Source organism: Arthrobacter oryzae (assembly GCF_037911235.1).
Taxonomy (GTDB): Bacteria; Actinomycetota; Actinomycetes; order Actinomycetales; family Micrococcaceae; genus Arthrobacter; species Arthrobacter oryzae_E.
Genome location: NZ_JBBLYW010000048.1, coordinates 1 through 17,052 on the forward strand (window position 1 = coordinate 1; position 17,052 = coordinate 17,052).

Consider the following 17,052-nt stretch of genomic DNA (forward strand, 5'->3'; position numbering starts at 1 on the left):
GGGCAACAGTGGCAGGTGCTTTCTTCGCCGGAGCTGCAGCCGGCGCTGCCTGCGGCTGGGCGGGAGCGGGCTGGGCAGGAGCGGCCGCTGCAGGTTTGGCAGGCGCTGCCGGCGACGATGCCGGTGCGGCCGGAGCGGGAGCTACAACTGGAAGTTCGCGGGTTGCGGGGTCAGCGGGCGCCGCTGCACCCGAGGTCCCGTTGGAAGACGAGCTGTCACCGGCGTCGAAGGATTCGAACAGGGGCCACCACTTGGCATCTACCGTGTTCTTGTCCTGCTGGTAACGCTCGTACAGTTCGTCAACGAGCCACTCGTTTCCGCCAAATTCCTCTGGTAGACGGTGGCTAGGCTGCTCTGGCACTTGAAATACGCCTCTTCCATGAGTTTGATTTCCCTCTGGTCGCCTTCGGTGCCTCAGCACAACAATCGAACCAGTTCTCTGCGTCCTGTGAACCCAGACCTTTGCCAGTCTAGTGACGATTCTCGGTTAACTGCCAATAAGGGTGACCCAAATCATGTAGCGGCGAAACTATTGCGTGAATCGGCCCTCGGAGGCGCCCCCGGAGCCGACCTCAGACGGGCCCTGGGCGCTGTCCGGGCGCACTCCCGCCCGGGGGCTGCGCTCTCGCCTAGACTCGCATTGAGTACCCCATTTTCGACGAGGAGCAGCCGTGCGTTTTCTGAGTGAACCGTCCACCGACCTGACCTACTCGGACGCCTTCCTGGTGCCCTCGCGTTCGGATGTTACGTCGCGGCTGGACGTTGACCTCTCCGCAGACGACGGCACTGGGGCGTCCATCCCGCTGGTGGTGGCCAACATGACGGCAGTGACCGGAAAGCGCATGGCCGAGACCATGGCCCGCCGCGGCGGGCTGGCGGTCCTGCCGCAGGACGTTCCGCTTGACGTGCTCCGGGATGTCACCGCCTGGATCAAGTCGCGCCATACCGTTCTTGAAACCCCGGTAAGCCTGCTGGCCTCGGAAACCGTCATCGACGCCCTTCACCTGATGGGCAAACGGCCGCACGGGGCGGTTGCGGTAGTGGACGACGCCGGCAAGGTGGTCGGTGTCGTCCGGGCGGCGGACTGTGAGGGGCAGGACCGTTTTGCGTCTCTCGCGTCGGTCATGCGGCAGGCCCTTGTACTCGACGCGTCAGCGTTCGGCGCAGGGCCTGCGGCCGGCGCAGACTCCGGCACCCGCGACGCTTCGCTGCGGAAGGCCTTCGAGGCCATGGACGCTGCAGGTACGGATTTCGCCCCCGTACACGTCGGCGGCTCCCTGGCGGGGGTCCTGACCCGCAGAGGCGCCCTTCGATCCACTATCTACCGGCCCCTGCTCGATGCGGCGGGGAAGCTCAAGGTGGCTGCCGCCGTCGGAATTAACGGCGATGTCGCGGGCCGGGCAGCGGAACTGCTGGCTGCCGGCGTCGATGTCCTGGTCATCGACACCGCCCACGGGCATCAGCAGAAGATGTTCGACGCACTGGCGGCGGTCCGGAGCCTGGATCACGACGTTCCCCTCGTGGCCGGCAACGTCGTGACGGCGGATGCCACCCGGGAACTGATCCAGGCCGGGGCGAACATCGTCAAGGTGGGCGTCGGTCCGGGGGCCATGTGCACCACGCGCATGATGACCGCAGTGGGCCGCCCGCAACTCTCCGCCGTGCTGGAGTGTGCCGCTGCGGCTCGTGCCGCCGGAGGACGGATCTGGGCTGACGGCGGCGTGCGGTATCCGCGGGACGTGGCCCTGGCACTGGCGGCAGGGGCCAGCCAGGTCATGATCGGCTCCTGGTTCGCCGGGACGCACGAAAGCCCGGGGGACCTGCAGGCGGACGCCAACGGCCGCCTTTATAAGGAGAGCTTCGGCATGGCCTCGGCCAGGGCCGTGCAAAACCGGAACCAGCGCGAGGGCGCGTTTGAAAAAGACCGCAAGGCGCTCTTCGAAGAGGGCATCTCCACATCACGGATGTATCTTGACCCCGCGCGGCCGGGCGTCGAGGATCTGGTGGACATGATCACGGCGGGTCTCCGCAGTTCGATGAGCTATGCCGGTGCGGCGGACCTGGCTGAATTCCGCGAGCGTGCCGTGGCCGGAATCCAGTCAGCGGCCGGCTATGAGGAAGGCCGGCCCGTGCCGCAGAGCTGGTGACGGACGCCCGCAGAAGGCCGTTCGGCAGCTCCGGGCCGCTCCTGGACGCTGCAGCCGCTCCTGTAGACTGACATTCTTATGGACAGTAAATCTAGGTGCCGGCCTGGGGGCTGTCAGCGGAGCACGAACACCAGCTCCCCGCAGTCCACCCACAGAGCCGGCAAACCCCGTTCACGCGCCCATCACTCTGCAGCAGTTCACGCCGCAGCCTTCCAGGAAACAGGGTCGGCACCGGCCGACCATCCTCCGCCGGGCGGTTTTCCAGGCAACACCCCTTTCTGTCTACCGGACTTACGAGCGGATGCTTCCGCAGCGCCCATAGCCCGCGGGTCAAGGATTCCCTTCCCCGGACGGCCGGAGGCCGGACGCTGATGGAATGGTTATTGCTTGGAGCAGGCATTCTGCTCATCCTTGGCACGGGCTTTTTCGTCGCCGTTGAATTTTCCCTTGTCGCCCTCGACCAGGCCACGGTCCAGCGGGCCGTCGACAGCGGCGACGCCGCGGCCGTCCCCCTGCTCAAGTGCCTCAAATCGCTGTCCACCCAGCTGTCCAGCTGCCAGCTCGGCATCACCCTGACCACCCTGCTGACCGGTTACGTCATGGAGCCGTCCGTGGGCAAGCTGCTGGAAGGGCCGCTGACCGCCGCCGGTGTTCCGGAAGCGGCAGCGGCGTCGGTTTCCCTGGTGATGGCGATGACCATCGCCACCTTGCTGTCCATGCTGATCGGCGAGCTGGTCCCCAAAAACATGGCCATTGCGCTGTCCTTGCCGATCGGCAAGGCAGTGGCCCGCCCTCAGCTGGTTTTCACCGCCATTTTCAAGCCGGCCATCATCGTGCTGAACGGCTTCTCCAACAAGGTGCTGAACGTCTTTGGGCTCGAAGCCAAGGAAGAGATCTCGGGTGCGCGGACCCCGGCCGAACTGGCATCCCTGGTCCGGCGCTCCGCCGCTATGGGAACACTGGACCCCGGCACGGCCAACTTCATCGCCCGCACGCTCAAGTTCTCCGGGCGGACGGCCGCCGACGTGATGACTCCCAGGATCCGGGTGGAGACCATCAATGCCGAGCAGCCGGTCTCCGACATCGTCGAGGCCGCCCGGCGGACCGGATATTCACGCTTCCCGGTGATCGGCGAGTCCGCCGACGATATCCGCGGCCTGGTCCATGTGAAGAAGGCTATCGCCGTCCCCTCGGACCGGCGGCCCAATCTCGAGGCGGGCGCCATCATGACGGATGTCCTCAGGGTCCCCGAAACCATCCACCTGGATGCCCTGCTGGCTGAACTGCGCGAAGGGAACTTGCAGCTGGCCGTTGTTTTGGACGAATACGGCGGCACGGCAGGCATTGCCACCCTGGAGGACCTCGTGGAGGAAATCGTCGGGGAAGTCGCGGACGAACACGACAAGGTGCGGCCCGGACTTCTCCAGAGCGCCTCGGGGGACTGGTACTTCCCCGGCCTCCTGCGCCCGGACGAGCTGTCCGAGCAGATTCCCGGACTCACGGTGCCTGATGAGTCCGCATACGAGACAGTAGGCGGCTACGTCATGAGCCAGCTCGGCCGGATCGCCGCCGTGGGAGACAAAGTGGACGTCGGCGGGGGCACGTTGAGCGTGACCCGCATGGACGGGCGCCGGATCGACCGGATCTGCTTCAAGCCGTCTCCCGTCCGGGGCGAAGAGCACGTGGCCGGCCAGGGAGGCACGGCATGAGCGACTGGGTAGGAATCCTCTGGCTGGTCATCCTCCTAATCGGCAATGCCTTCTTCGTGGCGGCGGAGTTCGCGGTGATGTCCGCCCGGCGCAGCCAGATCGAGCCGCTGGCGGAGGCAGGGTCCATGCGGGCGCAAACCACGCTGCGGGCCATGGAAAACGTGTCCCTCATGCTGGCGTGCGCCCAGTTGGGCATCACGGTCTGCTCCCTGCTGATCCTGCAGGTGGCCGAACCGGCCATCCACCACCTGATGGCCGTACCGCTGGAAGCTGTCGGCATGCCGATGGAACTCGCCGACATCGTGGCGTTTACTGTGGCGCTCCTGGTGGTGACCTTCCTGCACGTGACCTTCGGCGAGATGGTGCCCAAGAACATTTCGGTGTCTGTCGCGGACAAGGCGGCCCTGTTGCTGGCGCCGCCGCTGATGTTCATTGCGCGGCTCGTGAACCCGGTGATCGTTGCCCTCAACTGGTCCGCAAACCACATCCTGCGCCTGCTGCGGATCGAGCCCAAGGACGAGGTCAACTCCTCGTTCACCCTGGAGGAGGTCCAGTCGATCGTGCAGGAATCCACCCGGCACGGGCTGGTGGATGACGACGCCGGCCTGATCACCGGTGCGCTGGAATTCTCCGAGTACACGGCTTCCAACATCATGGTGCCGCTCAACAAACTGGTCATGATGAAGACGCCCACCACTCCGGTGGAGTTCGAAAAAGCTGTCAGCCGGACCGGGTTCTCCCGGTTCCCGATGATGGACGAGGACGGCATGCTCTCCGGCTACCTCCACATTAAGGACGTGCTGTCCATCCCGGAAGCCGGGTACGAGCACCCGATTGCCGAGAGCCGGGTCAGGTCGCTGGCAAACCTGTCCATGGATGACGAGATTGAAAAGGCCATGTCCGTCATGCAGCGCACGGGATCGCACCTGGCGCGTGTCATCGGGCCCGACGGCCACACCAGGGGAGTGCTGTTCCTGGAAGACGTCATCGAGCAGCTCGTGGGCGAGATCCGGGACGCCACCCAGGCGAAGGGCATCCGCAGGCTCGGCCAGCCGGACGGCGAATAGGCGCTGTAGCCCTAAATAGGAATCATTCCCATTTAGGGCTACACTCTTCTTGTTGCTAATGCTCCTGATTCTCATCAAGCGCGTCCCCATATCCAGATCCGAGGTCCTTCCGTGCGCCGTTCCGCTGTCTTCCCCGTCACCGCCCTTGCCGGCCTCAGCCTGCTGCTGTCTGCCTGCAGCACGACGGCGGGAGGCCAGCAGGCCGGGACCGGCACCATCGAGGTGGTCACCTCCACGAACGTCTACGGTGACATCGTCCGGGAAATAGGCGGCGACAAAGTGAACGTCAAAGCACTCATCACCAAGGCCAGCCAGGACCCGCATTCCTACGAGGCCACCACCCAGGACAAACTGGCCGTTTCCAAGGCCCGGCTGGTAGTTGCAAACGGCGGCGGCTACGACGACTTCCTGCACAAGCTGGCAGACGACAGCAACGTGGGCCACGACAACATCATCAGCGCCGTCGAAGTTTCCGGGCTGGCCCCCGAAGAGGAGCCGGCCGCCGCATCCACGGCCGAGGCCGATGAGCACGGCCACTCCCACGACGGCGAATTCAACGAGCACGTCTGGTACAGCCTGGACGCCATGATCAAACTTGCCGATGCTGTCGAGGCCAAGCTCGCCGCGCTGGAGCCGGCGTCCGCAGCAACTTTCCAAGCCAATGCCGACTCGTTCAAGGAGGAGATTGCCGGGCTGAACGGCCAGGTTGCCGGGCTTGCCGCTACGGCGGCCAAGGCGCCCGTCGCCGTTACCGAACCGGTGCCGCTGTACCTGCTCGAGGCCGCCGGCCTGGTGAACAAGACTCCTGCGGATTACACGGCGGCTATCGAGGAGGACTCGGATGTGCCGCCCGCCGTCCTCAAGGAAGCCACGGAACTGGCCGGTTCGAAGGACATCAAGTTCCTGGCGTACAACACGCAAACGGAGGGTCCTCAGACTCTGGCCCTCAGGAAAGCAGCCGAGGCCGGCGGCGTTCCGGTGCTGGACTTCAGTGAAACCCTTCCTGAAGGAAAAACCTACGCAGAGTGGATGGGCGGCAACGTGGACAGCATCAGGCAGGCCTTGGAAAAGTAGCCGGCGGTCCTAAGATGGTTGGGGCGCTTCGCCCCGTATGAATCGAGGATAAAGAACGTTGAAACCGGTAGTGAGCCTCCGCGGGGCCACCCTGAAGTTCGGCCAGCGGACACTGTGGGAGGACCTGGACCTCGATATCAACCCCGGCGAGTTCTTTGCTGTCCTGGGCCCGAACGGCAGCGGCAAGACCACATTCCTGAAAGTTCTGCTGGGACTGCAGGAACTCCATTCCGGGACGGCGACGCTGGGGGACCACCCGGTGGAGCGGGGCAGTAACCTGATCGGCTACATTCCGCAGCAGAAATCCTTCGGGGCTGACACCCCGCTGCGTGCCCGGGATCTGGTGGGACTCGGCGTCGACGGCCACCGCTGGGGTCTGCGGCTGGGCGGTGGCAAGGCCAACCGCAGGATCGATGAGCTGCTGGACCTCGTGGGCGCCTCCGATTACGCCAACGTTCCTGTGGGCCAGCTCTCCGGCGGTGAACAGCAGAGGCTGAGGGTCGCCCAGTCACTGGCCTCCGATCCGCAGGTCCTGCTGTGCGACGAACCCCTGCTGTCCCTGGACCTTCAGCACCAGCAGGCCGTCAGCGCACTGATCAACGAGCAATGCCGCACCCAGGACAGCGCTGTTGTCTTCGTCACGCACGAGATTAATCCGATCATCGATTATGTGGACCGCGTCCTCTACCTTGCGGGCGGACGGTTCCGGGTGGGCCGGCCCGCCGATGTGATGACCACCGAGGTACTTTCCGGGCTATACGGGAGCCGGGTCGAAGTGATCCGTGCCAACGGGCGGCTGATCGTGGTGGGGCTGCCGGAGGGCGCCACGCACCACCACGAGGACGCGCATTCAGTGGCAGGGGAGCTGGGCTAAGTGGACTTCGACAGCATCCTGGGTGCCATCTTCAATTTCGACAACTACGGTGAGCTCCTGGCCCTGGTCCAGAATTCCATCTGGGCGGGGGCGCTGCTCGGCCTTCTCGGCGGGCTCATGGGTACCTTCGTCATGAAACGGGACCTCGCGTTCGCGGTCCACGGAATCTCCGAGCTTTCCTTCGCGGGCGCTGCTTTTGCCCTGCTGATCGGAGCGGACATCGTTTTCGGATCCCTCATCGGTTCGGTGCTCGCGGCGCTGCTCCTGGGAGTGATGGGGGTCCGTGCCCGGGACAAGAACTCCATCATTGGCGTGATCATGCCGTTCGGGCTCGGCCTGGGCATCCTTTTCCTGTCCCTTTACGAAGGGCGGGCCTCCAACAAGTTCGGCCTCCTGACGGGCCAGATCGTCTCCGTGGATACAGTTCAGCTGCAGGTGCTGGCCACAGCCGCCCTGGTGGTGATGATTGCGCTGGTGGCCATCTGGCGTCCGCTCACATTTGCCAGCGTGGATCCGGAAGTGGCGGAAGCGCGGGGCGTGCCGGTGCGGACGCTGGGCATCGGGTTCATGGTGCTGCTGGGAATCAGCGTGGCGCTGTCCATCCAGGTGGTGGGCGCGCTCCTGGTGCTGGCACTGCTGATTACCCCGGCCGCCGCGGCACTTCGCGTGACCTCTTCGCCGCGGCTTGTAGTGATTCTCAGCGTGGCCTTTGCCGTGACCGCGACAGTAGGCGGCATCATGCTTGCCCTGGGCGGTCGGATCCCGATCAGCCCCTACGTGACCACGTTGTCATTCCTGATCTACGTTGTGTGCCGGATCGTCGGCGGGATACGCGCCGGGCGGGGCCTCAACGGGCGCGTCCTCCCGGCCGCCGCTTCCTAGCCTGCTGCCGCCTTGCGCGCGGTGCAGTCCGGGCACAGGCCGTAGATCTCCACGGTGTGCGCCACTTCCGTGTAGCCCTGTTCTGCCGCAGTCCGCGCAGCCCAGGTCTCGACGGCGGGAGCTTCCACTTCCACGGCCTTGCCGCAATTGCGGCACAGGAGGTGGTGGTGATGGCCGGTGACGGCGCACCTCCGGTAGACGGCCTCGCCCTCGCCGTTGCGCAGGACATCCACCAGCCCGTCGTCGGCGAGCGACTGCAGGATCCGGTAGGCAGTGGCCAGTGACACGGAGGTGCCCTGGTTCTGCAACATCCGGTAAAGCTCCTGCGTGCTGACGAAGTCGTCCAGATCGTCCAAGGCAGCGCTCACCGCCAGTCGCTGCTTGGTGACACGTTGCTCCCTGCCGCCGGCGGAAGCCGGTGCGGATAGCTTTGTGTCGTCGGCTTTGGCGCCGTGGGCCATGGATTGACTCGCTTCCCTGAGGGGTGTTGGCAATGTCCAAGATTACCAGCCGGGAGTTGGGAGACGGGTTCGTGAACCGACTCGTGCACCGACTCGTGGACACTGCCGCGCAGCCCGCCCTAGGCTGGCCCCATGAAGCTGACGAAATACACCCACGCCTGTGTCCGCCTCGAGAAAGACGGCCAGGCGCTGGTGATAGATCCCGGCACTTTCTCCGAAACCGGACAGGCCCTCAACGCAGCAGGGGCGGTGCTGGTGACCCACGAACACGGCGACCACATTGATGTACCGGCTGTGGTGTCAGCGTTGCGGGGCAATGAATCTCTCCTGGTCTTTGCCCCGGCCGGAGTGGCGGCAACACTGCGTTCCGAGGCGCCGTTTGCCGGCTCCCGGGTCCGGGAGGTCGAGCCGGGCTCGGCGTTCACGGCCGCCGGGTTCGAGGTCCAGGCTTTCGGGGGTCAGCACGCGCTGATCCACCCGCAGATCCCCGTCGTGGCCAACATCGGGTACCTGATTGACTCCAACGTGTACCACCCCGGTGATTCGTTTGTGATTCCCGACGGCATCGGGGTCCGGACGCTCCTGGTCCCGGTGCACGCGCCCTGGAACAAAGTGGGCGAGGTGGTGGACTTCGTCATCGGTGTCCGCGCACCCAAGGCGTTCCCCATCCACGACGCCCTGCTCAACGAAACCGGACTTGGCCTCATCGAAGGCCACGTGAAGCGGCTGGGAGCCAAGTACGGCACGGAGTACGCACACCTCTCCAGCGGAGATTCGGTGGACGTCTAGGCCGGCCGGGTGCCGGTTTCGAAGAAATCCCGGATGGCGGCCTCATGCGGACTCGGATCCAGCCCGCGGGCCCGCAGCCACTGCTCGTCGTAATAGCTGCCGGCGTAACGGTCCCCGGCGTCGCACATCAGCGATACCACGCTGCCCCGCTGGCCCTCCGCGACCATTCCGGCGATCAGCTGCCACACACCCCAGAGGTTGGTTCCGGTGGACGGGCCGGCGTGCAACCCGGCCAGGCTGCGAAGGTGCCGCATGGCGGCCACCGACGCCGCATCGGGCACCTGGATCATGTGGTCGATAACGGCGGGGACGAAGCTGGGCTCCATCCGCGGCCGGCCGATGCCTTCGATGCGTGACGGCATCCCGGTGCTGAAGCCGGCCACACCGTCCCTCCAGCCGGGGTAGAAAGCGGAGTTCTCCGGATCCACGACGGCGAGCTGCGTGTCATGGCGGTGGTAGCGCAGGTACCTGCCGATGGTGGCGCTGGTGCCGCCGGTGCCCGCGCCCACCACAATCCACCGGGGGACCGGGTGCTCTTCGAGGGCCAGCTGCTGGAAGATGGACTCGGCGATGTTGTTGTTCCCGCGCCAGTCCGTGGCCCGCTCGGCGTAGGTGAACTGGTCCATGTAGTGCCCCCGCGTGGTCCGCGCGACTTCCTCTGCGGCGGAGTACACCTCCGACGCGTGGTCCACCAGCAGGCAGGACCCGCCGAACTGCTCGATCAGGGCGATCTTCTCCGGGCTTGTTGTGCGGGTCATCACGGCGATGAACGGCAGGCCGAGGAGCTGGGCGAAGTAGGCCTCGGAGACGGCTGTGCTTCCGCTGGACGCCTCCACGATGGTGGTATCTTCCCGTATCCAGCCGTTGACCAGGCCGAACAGGAACAGCGATCGCGCCAGCCGGTGTTTCAGGCTGCCGGAGCGGTGCGTGGATTCGTCCTTCAGGTACAGCTGGACGCCCCAGTGCTCCGGGATCGGGACGGAGTAGAGGTGCGTGTCCGCGGACCTGTTGTTTTCGGCGTTGATCCTTCGGACGGCTTCATCTGCCCAGGCGCGGTCCTGGCTGCCCGCACGCATACCCACTCTGTTCACCGATTCAGCCTACCCGGGACACGAAGCCGCCGGCGCTACAGTTGGAACCGGCTGTCCGTCCGTGTTCCTGCGCGGGGCTGTCGGCCGTCATCCGAACCAAAGGAGATTTGATGAACCCCCTGATGGACGTGTCCGCGCTGAATCACCGGATGACCTCCGGCAAGCGCACCGTTCTGCTGGATGTGCGCTGGGCGCTGGGCGATCCCCGCGGCCGCGAGCACTACCTTGAGGCGCATATACCCGGCGCTGTTTACGTGGATCTGCCCACGCGCCTGGCCGGCCCCGCGGATCCGGACGCGGGCAGGCATCCCTTGCCGCCATTGGAGCAGTTCCAGGAATCGGCGCGGTGCTGGGGAATCCGGGACAACGACGTCGTGGTTGCCTATGACGACACCGGCGGCACCGCCGCCGCCAGGCTGTGGTGGATGCTGCGCAACGCCGGTTTTTCCACCGTCTTCCTGCTCGACGGCGGCCTGTCCGCCTGGCGTGCGGCCGGATACGCCATGGAAGGCGGGCTCGAGCAGGCGTCACTTGGCGACGTCACGCTGACGGACGGCGCGATGCCCGTCATTGACGCAGCCCAGGCTGCGCAGTGGGCGGAGCGCGGGGTCCTGCTGGACGCCAGGGCAGGGGAACGCTACCGCGGCGAGATCGAACCGGTGGATCCGCGGGCAGGACACATTCCGGGCGCCGTCAGCGCACCCACGGTCGGGAACATCGGAGCCGACGGGCGGTTCCTGCCGCCGGAGGAACTGCGGGAACGCTTCATCGCCCTGGGCGTGCGGCCGGACGTGCCCACGGCCGTCTACTGCGGCTCGGGCGTCACAGCGGCGCACGAAATCGCTGCCCTCGAAATTGCCGGTTTTCCGGCCGCACTGTATCCCGGTTCTTTTTCCCAGTGGTCCAATGACCCCGCCAACGAGGTGGCCACGGGAGCGGCCCCGTAGCCCTGCTCCGACGGGAACAGCGCCGATTGGATCACCGGATGCCGGCGGGGGTAGCGTCGGAGCATGACTCCCGGACGCCCCGTACCGCCGCCCCTCGCCAAGCCGCTCCCCGGCACGCCGCAAGGCCCAACGCAACAAGGCACAGCGCAGCAAGGCCCAACGCAGCAAGGCACAGCGCAGCCTGCACCCTCGACTGCGCCGCGGCTCGCCGCAGCTTACGGGGCCACAGCCGCAGACAGCGGCCTGGTTCCGCTGACCGTCGCCCGCCGTGCCCCCAAGGACGACGACGTCGAGATCGCCATTGAGTTCTGCGGCCTCTGCCATTCGGACGTGCACGCAACGCGCGGCGAGTGGGGCGCACCGACATATCCGCTGGTGCCCGGCCACGAAATCGTGGGCCGCGTCAGCCGCGTCGGTGCCGCCGTCGACGACTTCGCCCCGGGTGACCTCGTGGGCGTGGGCTGCATCGTGGACTCCTGCCGCGAGTGCGACAGCTGCCTGGACGGCCTGGAGCAGTACTGCGAAAACGGCATGACCGGCACGTACGGAGCCGTGGACGCCCGCAACGGTGACGCCGTCACCCAGGGCGGCTACGCCACGTCCGTGGTAGTGGACCGCCGCTACGTGCTGCGGGTACCCGAAAACCTCGATCCCGCAGCCGCCGCGCCGCTCCTCTGCGCCGGCATCACCACGTATTCACCGCTGCGGCACTTCGGCGTCGAAGCCGGGGACGTTGTGGGCGTGGTGGGCCTCGGCGGACTGGGCCACATGGCCGTGAAGCTCGCCAAAGCCATGGGGGCCGAGGTGAAGGTGTTCACCACCTCGGAATCCAAGGTCGCCGCGGCACGGGAACTCGGCGCCGACGGCGTCATCCTCTCGCGCGACGAAGCCGCCATGGCAGCTGCCAGCCGGAGCATCGACGTCATCATCGACACCGTGGCGGCACCGCACGACCTCAACCCGTACTTCCGGACCCTCCGCCGTGACGGGGCACTCTTCCAGCTGGGCCTGCCCTCAGCCGGAATGCCGCCGGTCAACCCGGGGGCACTGATCCGGCGCCGGATCGCCTACGCCGGATCCCTGATCGGCGGAATCGCCGAAACCCAGGACATGCTGGACTTCTGCGCCGAACACGGCGTGGTCTCCGACATCGAGGTGGTGGCCGCCGGGCAGCTGAACGAGGCCTATGACCGCATGGTCGCCGGTGACGTCAAGTATCGTTTTGTCCTGGACACCAGTACCCTCGGGACCCCATCGGAAAAGGCAGACGCATGAGCACCGTTTTCACCAAGATCATCAACGGCGAGATCCCCGGACGGTTCGTCTGGCGCGACGAGGACGTGGTGGCGTTCCTGACCATGGGCCCGCTTGCCGACGGCCACGCGCTGGTGGTTCCCACTGAAGAAGTGGACCGCTGGACCGACGCCCCGCCCGCGCTGCTCGCCCGGGTGATGGAGGTCGCCCAGAAGATCGGCGCGGTCCAGGTCGACGTTTTTGACGCCGCCCGGGCCGGGCTCATCGTGGCCGGCTACGAAGTCAACCACCTCCACGTTCACGTGTGGCCGTCCAACTCCATGGCCGACTACGACTTCGGTTCAGTGGACCACCACCCGGATCCCGCACGGCTGGACGCCAACGCCGAAAAACTCCGCGAAGGGCTCCGCCGGGCCGGGCACGGCGACCACGTTCCCGCCGCCTGAGTGGTTCCCGCCCCGGCGCTACGCCGGGGCCAAAGCCTTGTTAAGCACCGCCCTGATCCGCTTCTCGGAGACCGAATAGGCTGTCCCGAGCTCAACGGCGAAGAAGCTCACCCGGAGCTCTTCGAGCATCCAGCGCACCTGCGTTAACTCAGCTCCCGCGCGGCGGCCGGGCAGCAGGGCCGAGACGGCATCGTCGTAATCGTCCTCCAGGGCCTGGACCGCGGCCATATGCAGGGCATCCCGCTGGACGTTGCCGGGAAGCTTCTCGAGCCGCTTCTCGATCGCGGCCAGGTAGCGCGGCAACTGGCTGAGCTGGGCGTAGCCCGTGCGTGCTACAAAACCCGGGAAGACGAGTTGTTCGAGCTGGCTCTTCACATCGTTCAGGGCGCTGATCAGGGCCAGGCTGGTGGTGCCCTTGAGCTGCTTTTCGATCCGGCGGGTGCTGGCCAGAATGCGTTCCACGACGGCGGTGACCGTGAACACCGTGTCGATCAGTTCGGCCCGGACCTGCTCGTACAGGGCTTTGAAGGATGTCTCGTCCCACGGCAGTTCGGCCGGCGTGAGCTTGTCGATCGCGGCCAGCGCGCAGTCCGCGATCAGGGCCGACACCGAGCCGTGCGGGTTCTGGCTGAACGTGAGCTTCTCGGTGTTGTTCAAGTGTTCCAGGACGTAGCGGTCCGGCGCGGGCACCTTCAATGCCAGCAGGCGGATGACGCCGCCGCGCATGGCCTGTTCCTGCTCTGAGCGTGTCTGGAACAGTCGAAGGGCGACGGAGGTTCCTTCATCGACCAGGGCGGGGTAGCCGGTGACGGTATGTCCTTTCACCATGCCCTGGACCTGGCGCTGCACGGTGCCGACGGTCCAGTCCGTCAGTCCCGTCTTCTCCGCGAACCCGGGTGTGGCGCCACCATCCTGGGAAGGGCCGGCAGCGCCCGCCTTCCCGGGCGCAGTGGCGGGCTGCCCGCCCTTCTGGCCCTTGGGGGCAGTCGTCACCGGGGTGGCGCCCAGGGACTCGGCGATTGCCCGCCGGGTGGCCGGGGCAAGCCGTTCCTGCAGTGCAGCCAGATCCTTGCCCTCATCCAAAGTCTTGCCCTTGGAATCAACAACGCGGAAACTCACCCGGAGGTGCGGAGGAACCGCATCCCAGTTCCATGATCCCGGGGGAATGACCTGCCCGCGGATCCGGCGGAGGACCAGTTCCAGCGAGGATTCGAGGTCGTCGGCGGCCGGATCGAAGTCCGCCTCGAGGGCTGCGACGGCCTGCCGTGCAACGTCCGGGGCCGGCACGAAGTTCTTGCGGATCTGCTTGGGCAGCGACTTGATCAGGGCCGTCACCAGCTCCACCCGCTGGCCCGGAATGAGCCAGCGGAAGGCGGCGTCGTCGAGCTGGTTCAGGAAGAGCACCGGGACCTCGGCGGTGACGCCGTCGGACGGATTCGGCGGCGAGCCGGGCGCGACCGGGTGGAACTCGTAGCTCAGCGGCAGCTCGAAGCCCTTGTGCAGCAGCGTCTTGGGGTACGCCGATTCGTCCAGGGCCGCGGCGTCCTCGCTGATCAGCAGGGACTGGTCGAAGTCGAGCAGCGCGGGGTCCTGCTGGCGCGCTTCCTTCCACCACTTGTCGAAGTGCCGCTCGGACACCACGTCCTTGCCGATGCGGGCGTCGTAGAACTCGAAGAGCGTCTCGTCGTCCACCAGGATGTCCCGGCGACGCATCCGGGCCTCGAGCTCCTCGACCTCGTGGAGCAGTGCACGGTTGCGGTGGAAGAACTTGTGGTGTGTCTGCCAGTCGCCCTCGACGAGCGCGTGCCTGATGAACAGTTCGCGGCACAGCTCGGGTTCCACCTTGCCGTAGTTGATCCGGCGGCCGGGAATGATGGGCACCCCGTACAGGGTGACCTTCTCGTGGGCCATCACCGAGCCCATCTTCTTGGACCAGTGCGGTTCGCTGTAGCTGCGCTTGACCAGGTCCGGAGCCACCTGCTCGGCCCAGAGCGGATCGAACTTCGCGGCCACGCGGGCCCAGAGCCGGCTGGTCTCCACAAGTTCCGCGGCCATCACGAAGGTGGGGGACTTCTTGAAAAGGGCCGAGCCGGGGAAGATCGCAAAGCGGCTGCCGCGGGCGCCCGCGTATTCACGCTTGCGCTCGTCGAGGATGCCGATGTGGCTCAGCAATCCGGAGAGCAGGCTGATGTGGATGCCGTCGTGCTTGCCCACGGGGTCGGCGAGGCGCTTGTTGTCCAGGCTGATGCCCAGCGGCCGGGCCAGCTGGCGGAGCTGGGCGAAGAGGTCCTGCCATTCGCGGACCCGGAGGTAGTTGATGAACTCGGTCCGGCACAGGCGCCGGAACTGCGTACCCGAGAGTTCCTGCTGTTTTTCCTGGAGGTAGTTCCACAGGTTCAGGAAGCCGGTGAAATCCGAGTTCTCGTCCCGGAAGCGGGCATGCTTTTCCGCGGCGAGCTGCTGCTTGTCCGTTGGGCGCTCGCGCGGGTCCTGGATAGTCAGCGCAGCCGCCAGGATCATGACCTCGCGGACGCAGCCGCGGTTCCCGGCTTCCACGATCATCCGGCCGAGCCGAGGATCCACCGGCAGCTGGGCAAGCTTCTGTCCGACGGCGGTCAGCCCGCCGCCGTTCCTGCCGGCAGGAGCGCCGGCGGTGGTTGCATGCGGGGTGCTGAGGGCGCCGAGCTCGCGCAGGAGGGTGACGCCGTCGTTGATGGCGCGTGAATCCGGCGGCTCCACGAACGGGAAGTTCTCCACGTCCTTGGGCCCGCGGGCCACACCCATGGCCGTCATCTGCAGGATGACGGCCGCCAGGTTGGTGCGCAGGATCTCGGGATCGGTGAACTGCGGCCTGGACTCGTAGTCCTCTTCCGAATACAGCCGGATGGCGATGCCGTCGGACACGCGGCCGCACCGTCCGGAGCGCTGGTTCGCCGAGGCCTGGGACACGCGCTCGATCGGCAGGCGCTGCACTTTGGTCCGGTGCGAGTACCGCGAAATGCGTGCGGTGCCCGTGTCCACGACGTACTTGATGCCGGGAACGGTCAGCGACGTTTCGGCGACGTTCGTTGCCAGTACGATCCGCCGTTTGCTGCCGGGATGGAACACCTTGTGCTGTTCCTGCAGGCTCAGCCGGGCGAAGAGCGGGAGCACTTCGGTGCCGGCCAGCCGCCGGTTGGACTGGATCCGCGCATTAAGCGCCTCGGCGGCGTCGCGGATTTCGCGCTCGCCGGAGAAAAAGATGAGGATGTCGCCCGGTGCCTCGAGGGCCAGTTCGTCGACGGCGTCGCAGACGGCGTCGAGCGGGTCGCGGTCCTCCTCGAGTTCGTCGTCGGAGGCCGCCACGGCTTCATCATCGTCTGCATTATCACCTGCGGCGCTGGCCCCGCCCGCCGGCTGGGACAGCGGCCGGTACCGGATTTCCACCGGGAACGTCCGCCCGGACACCTCGATGATGGGGGAGGGCTCTTCCTCGGTGCCGAAGTGCTTGGCGAACCGTTCGGGATCGATGGTGGCGGAAGTGATGATGATCTTCAGGTCGGGGCGCTGCGGCAGGATCCGCTTGAGGTATCCCAGGATGAAGTCGATGTTGAGGCTGCGCTCGTGGGCCTCGTCGATGATGATGGCGTTGTACTTGCGCAGCAGCTTGTCGCGCTGGATCTCCGCCAGCAGGATGCCGTCGGTCATGAGCTTGACCTTGGTGGACCGGCTGACCTCGCCCGTGAAGCGGACCTGGAAGCCCACTTCCTGGCCGATCTCGACGCCGAGTTCCTCCGCGATGCGCTCGGCCACGGTCCGGGCAGCAAGCCGGCGCGGCTGGGTGTGGCCGATCAGTCCGTTGTCGCCCAGTCCCAGTTCCAGGCACATCTTGGGAATCTGGGTGGTTTTGCCCGAACCGGTCTCACCGGCAATGATGGTCACCTGATTGGCCGCGATGGCGGCCATCAGGTCCTCGCGGCGCTCGGAGACCGGCAGCTCGGCGGGGTAGGAAATATGAAAAGTCATGGCTGGAGACAGTCTACTGCGGCGGGCCCGCCCGCTGCGTTCCCGGCTGCTGCGTGCCCTTCGAAGAAAGGACCCGGCTCATGCGTTGAGCCGGGTCCTTTGGTGTTTGCTCAGTAGTTCCGCAGGGTGTAGCTGATGCTGGGCAGGTCCAGCGCGGACCATTCGCGCTCCGAGCGTTCGGGAGGCGTGTGGCCCCGTCCGTCCTTGAGGAGTGCGGCGACCGTGGCCGACAGGATGACGATCAACAGGACGATGAGTACAACTCCGATGGTTTCCATGCCTCTATGTTTCTCCCTCGCCGGGTGA

15 protein-coding genes are annotated in these 17,052 nt (G+C 66.3%); 10 read left to right on the forward strand and 5 right to left on the reverse strand.

Annotated elements, in window-relative coordinates:
* On the reverse strand, window positions 1-361 hold a 361-nt coding region (locus tag WMN78_RS13355; RefSeq protein ID WP_340534198.1), incomplete at its 3' end, for a 2-oxoglutarate dehydrogenase E1 subunit family protein.
* Window positions 362-671: 310 nt separating this feature from the next.
* Between WMN78_RS13355 and WMN78_RS13360 the strand changes: the two genes are divergently transcribed.
* From WMN78_RS13360 to WMN78_RS13385, 6 genes are all read left to right on the forward strand, one after another.
* The gene (locus tag WMN78_RS13360; RefSeq protein ID WP_340534199.1) at window positions 672-2,147 is read left to right on the forward strand and encodes a GuaB1 family IMP dehydrogenase-related protein; all 1,476 of its coding nucleotides are present in this window, start codon (window positions 672-674) and stop codon (window positions 2,145-2,147) included.
* Window positions 2,148-2,518: 371 nt separating this feature from the next.
* Window positions 2,519-3,856: a hemolysin family protein gene (locus WMN78_RS13365; protein WP_340534200.1), complete on the forward strand. Its 1,338-nt coding sequence runs from the start codon at window positions 2,519-2,521 to the stop codon at window positions 3,854-3,856.
* Complete coding sequence (locus WMN78_RS13370; RefSeq protein ID WP_340534201.1) at window positions 3,853-4,923, forward strand: hemolysin family protein; 1,071 nt, start codon at window positions 3,853-3,855, stop codon at window positions 4,921-4,923. The genes WMN78_RS13365 and WMN78_RS13370 overlap by 4 nt, the downstream gene beginning before the upstream one ends.
* Window positions 4,924-5,034: 111 nt before the next feature.
* Window positions 5,035-5,997 (forward strand): metal ABC transporter solute-binding protein, Zn/Mn family, encoded by a 963-nt coding sequence (locus WMN78_RS13375; protein WP_340534202.1) that lies wholly within the window; start codon window positions 5,035-5,037, stop codon window positions 5,995-5,997.
* A gap of 58 nt (window positions 5,998-6,055) precedes the next feature.
* Window positions 6,056-6,871 (forward strand): metal ABC transporter ATP-binding protein, encoded by an 816-nt coding sequence (locus WMN78_RS13380; protein ID WP_340534203.1) that lies wholly within the window; start codon window positions 6,056-6,058, stop codon window positions 6,869-6,871.
* A complete protein-coding gene (locus WMN78_RS13385) occupies window positions 6,872-7,753 on the forward strand; it encodes a metal ABC transporter permease (RefSeq protein ID WP_340534204.1) in 882 nt (293 codons plus the stop codon). It begins immediately after the preceding gene.
* Here WMN78_RS13385 and WMN78_RS13390 read toward each other — a convergent pair.
* Entirely contained in the window at window positions 7,750-8,214 is a 465-nt protein-coding gene (locus tag WMN78_RS13390; RefSeq protein ID WP_340534289.1) for a Fur family transcriptional regulator, read from the reverse strand. The two genes, WMN78_RS13385 and WMN78_RS13390, sit on opposite strands and share 4 nt — an antisense overlap.
* A 132-nt stretch (window positions 8,215-8,346) precedes the next feature.
* On the opposite strand from WMN78_RS13390, the gene WMN78_RS13395 reads away from it, so the two are divergent.
* Complete coding sequence (locus WMN78_RS13395; RefSeq protein ID WP_340534205.1) at window positions 8,347-9,003, forward strand: MBL fold metallo-hydrolase; 657 nt, start codon at window positions 8,347-8,349, stop codon at window positions 9,001-9,003.
* On the opposite strand, the gene WMN78_RS13400 is transcribed toward WMN78_RS13395, so the two are convergent.
* Window positions 9,000-10,079 carry a PLP-dependent cysteine synthase family protein gene (locus WMN78_RS13400; protein ID WP_340534290.1) on the reverse strand — a complete coding sequence of 360 codons (1,080 nt, stop codon included), beginning with the start codon at window positions 10,077-10,079 and terminating at the stop codon, window positions 9,000-9,002. The genes WMN78_RS13395 and WMN78_RS13400 overlap by 4 nt on opposite strands.
* Before the next feature lie 125 nt (window positions 10,080-10,204).
* Here WMN78_RS13400 and WMN78_RS13405 point away from each other — a divergent pair, with 125 nt between their 5' ends.
* From WMN78_RS13405 to WMN78_RS13415, 3 genes are all read left to right on the forward strand, one after another.
* Window positions 10,205-11,041 carry a sulfurtransferase gene (locus WMN78_RS13405; protein ID WP_340534206.1) on the forward strand — a complete coding sequence of 279 codons (837 nt, stop codon included), beginning with the start codon at window positions 10,205-10,207 and terminating at the stop codon, window positions 11,039-11,041.
* 63 nt (window positions 11,042-11,104) lie between these two features.
* Window positions 11,105-12,316 (forward strand): NAD(P)-dependent alcohol dehydrogenase, encoded by a 1,212-nt coding sequence (locus WMN78_RS13410; protein ID WP_340534207.1) that lies wholly within the window; start codon window positions 11,105-11,107, stop codon window positions 12,314-12,316.
* Window positions 12,313-12,741, forward strand: a complete 429-nt coding sequence (locus WMN78_RS13415) for an HIT family protein (protein ID WP_340534208.1) — start codon at window positions 12,313-12,315, stop codon at window positions 12,739-12,741. The genes WMN78_RS13410 and WMN78_RS13415 overlap by 4 nt, the downstream gene beginning before the upstream one ends.
* Window positions 12,742-12,759: 18 nt before the next feature.
* On the opposite strand, the gene hrpA is transcribed toward WMN78_RS13415, so the two are convergent.
* Window positions 12,760-16,746 (reverse strand): ATP-dependent RNA helicase HrpA, encoded by a 3,987-nt coding sequence (gene hrpA / locus WMN78_RS13420; protein WP_340534209.1) that lies wholly within the window; start codon window positions 16,744-16,746, stop codon window positions 12,760-12,762.
* A 110-nt stretch (window positions 16,747-16,856) separates the two neighbouring features.
* On the reverse strand, window positions 16,857-17,024 hold the full coding sequence (locus WMN78_RS13425; RefSeq protein ID WP_340534210.1) for a hypothetical protein: 168 nt from the start codon (window positions 17,022-17,024) through the stop codon (window positions 16,857-16,859).
* Window positions 17,025-17,052: the final 28 nt, after the last annotated feature.

What these genes read in the sequence shown, in the direction of transcription:
- WMN78_RS13365 (WP_340534200.1), top strand. Translation starts at nt 2,519, where the DNA reads ATGGAATGGTTATTGCTTGGAGCAGGCATTCTGCTCATCCTTGGCACG.
- WMN78_RS13370 (WP_340534201.1), top strand. Translation starts at nt 3,853, where the DNA reads ATGAGCGACTGGGTAGGAATCCTCTGGCTGGTCATCCTCCTAATCGGC.
- WMN78_RS13390 (WP_340534289.1), bottom strand. Translation starts at nt 8,214, where the DNA reads ATGGCCCACGGCGCCAAAGCCGACGACACAAAGCTATCCGCACCGGCT.
- WMN78_RS13395 (WP_340534205.1), top strand. Translation starts at nt 8,347, where the DNA reads ATGAAGCTGACGAAATACACCCACGCCTGTGTCCGCCTCGAGAAAGAC.
- WMN78_RS13400 (WP_340534290.1), bottom strand. Translation starts at nt 10,079, where the DNA reads ATGCGTGCGGGCAGCCAGGACCGCGCCTGGGCAGATGAAGCCGTCCGA.
- WMN78_RS13405 (WP_340534206.1), top strand. Translation starts at nt 10,205, where the DNA reads ATGAACCCCCTGATGGACGTGTCCGCGCTGAATCACCGGATGACCTCC.
- WMN78_RS13410 (WP_340534207.1), top strand. Translation starts at nt 11,105, where the DNA reads ATGACTCCCGGACGCCCCGTACCGCCGCCCCTCGCCAAGCCGCTCCCC.
- WMN78_RS13415 (WP_340534208.1), top strand. Translation starts at nt 12,313, where the DNA reads ATGAGCACCGTTTTCACCAAGATCATCAACGGCGAGATCCCCGGACGG.
- hrpA (WP_340534209.1), bottom strand. Translation starts at nt 16,746, where the DNA reads ATGACTTTTCATATTTCCTACCCCGCCGAGCTGCCGGTCTCCGAGCGC.
- WMN78_RS13425 (WP_340534210.1), bottom strand. Translation starts at nt 17,024, where the DNA reads ATGGAAACCATCGGAGTTGTACTCATCGTCCTGTTGATCGTCATCCTG.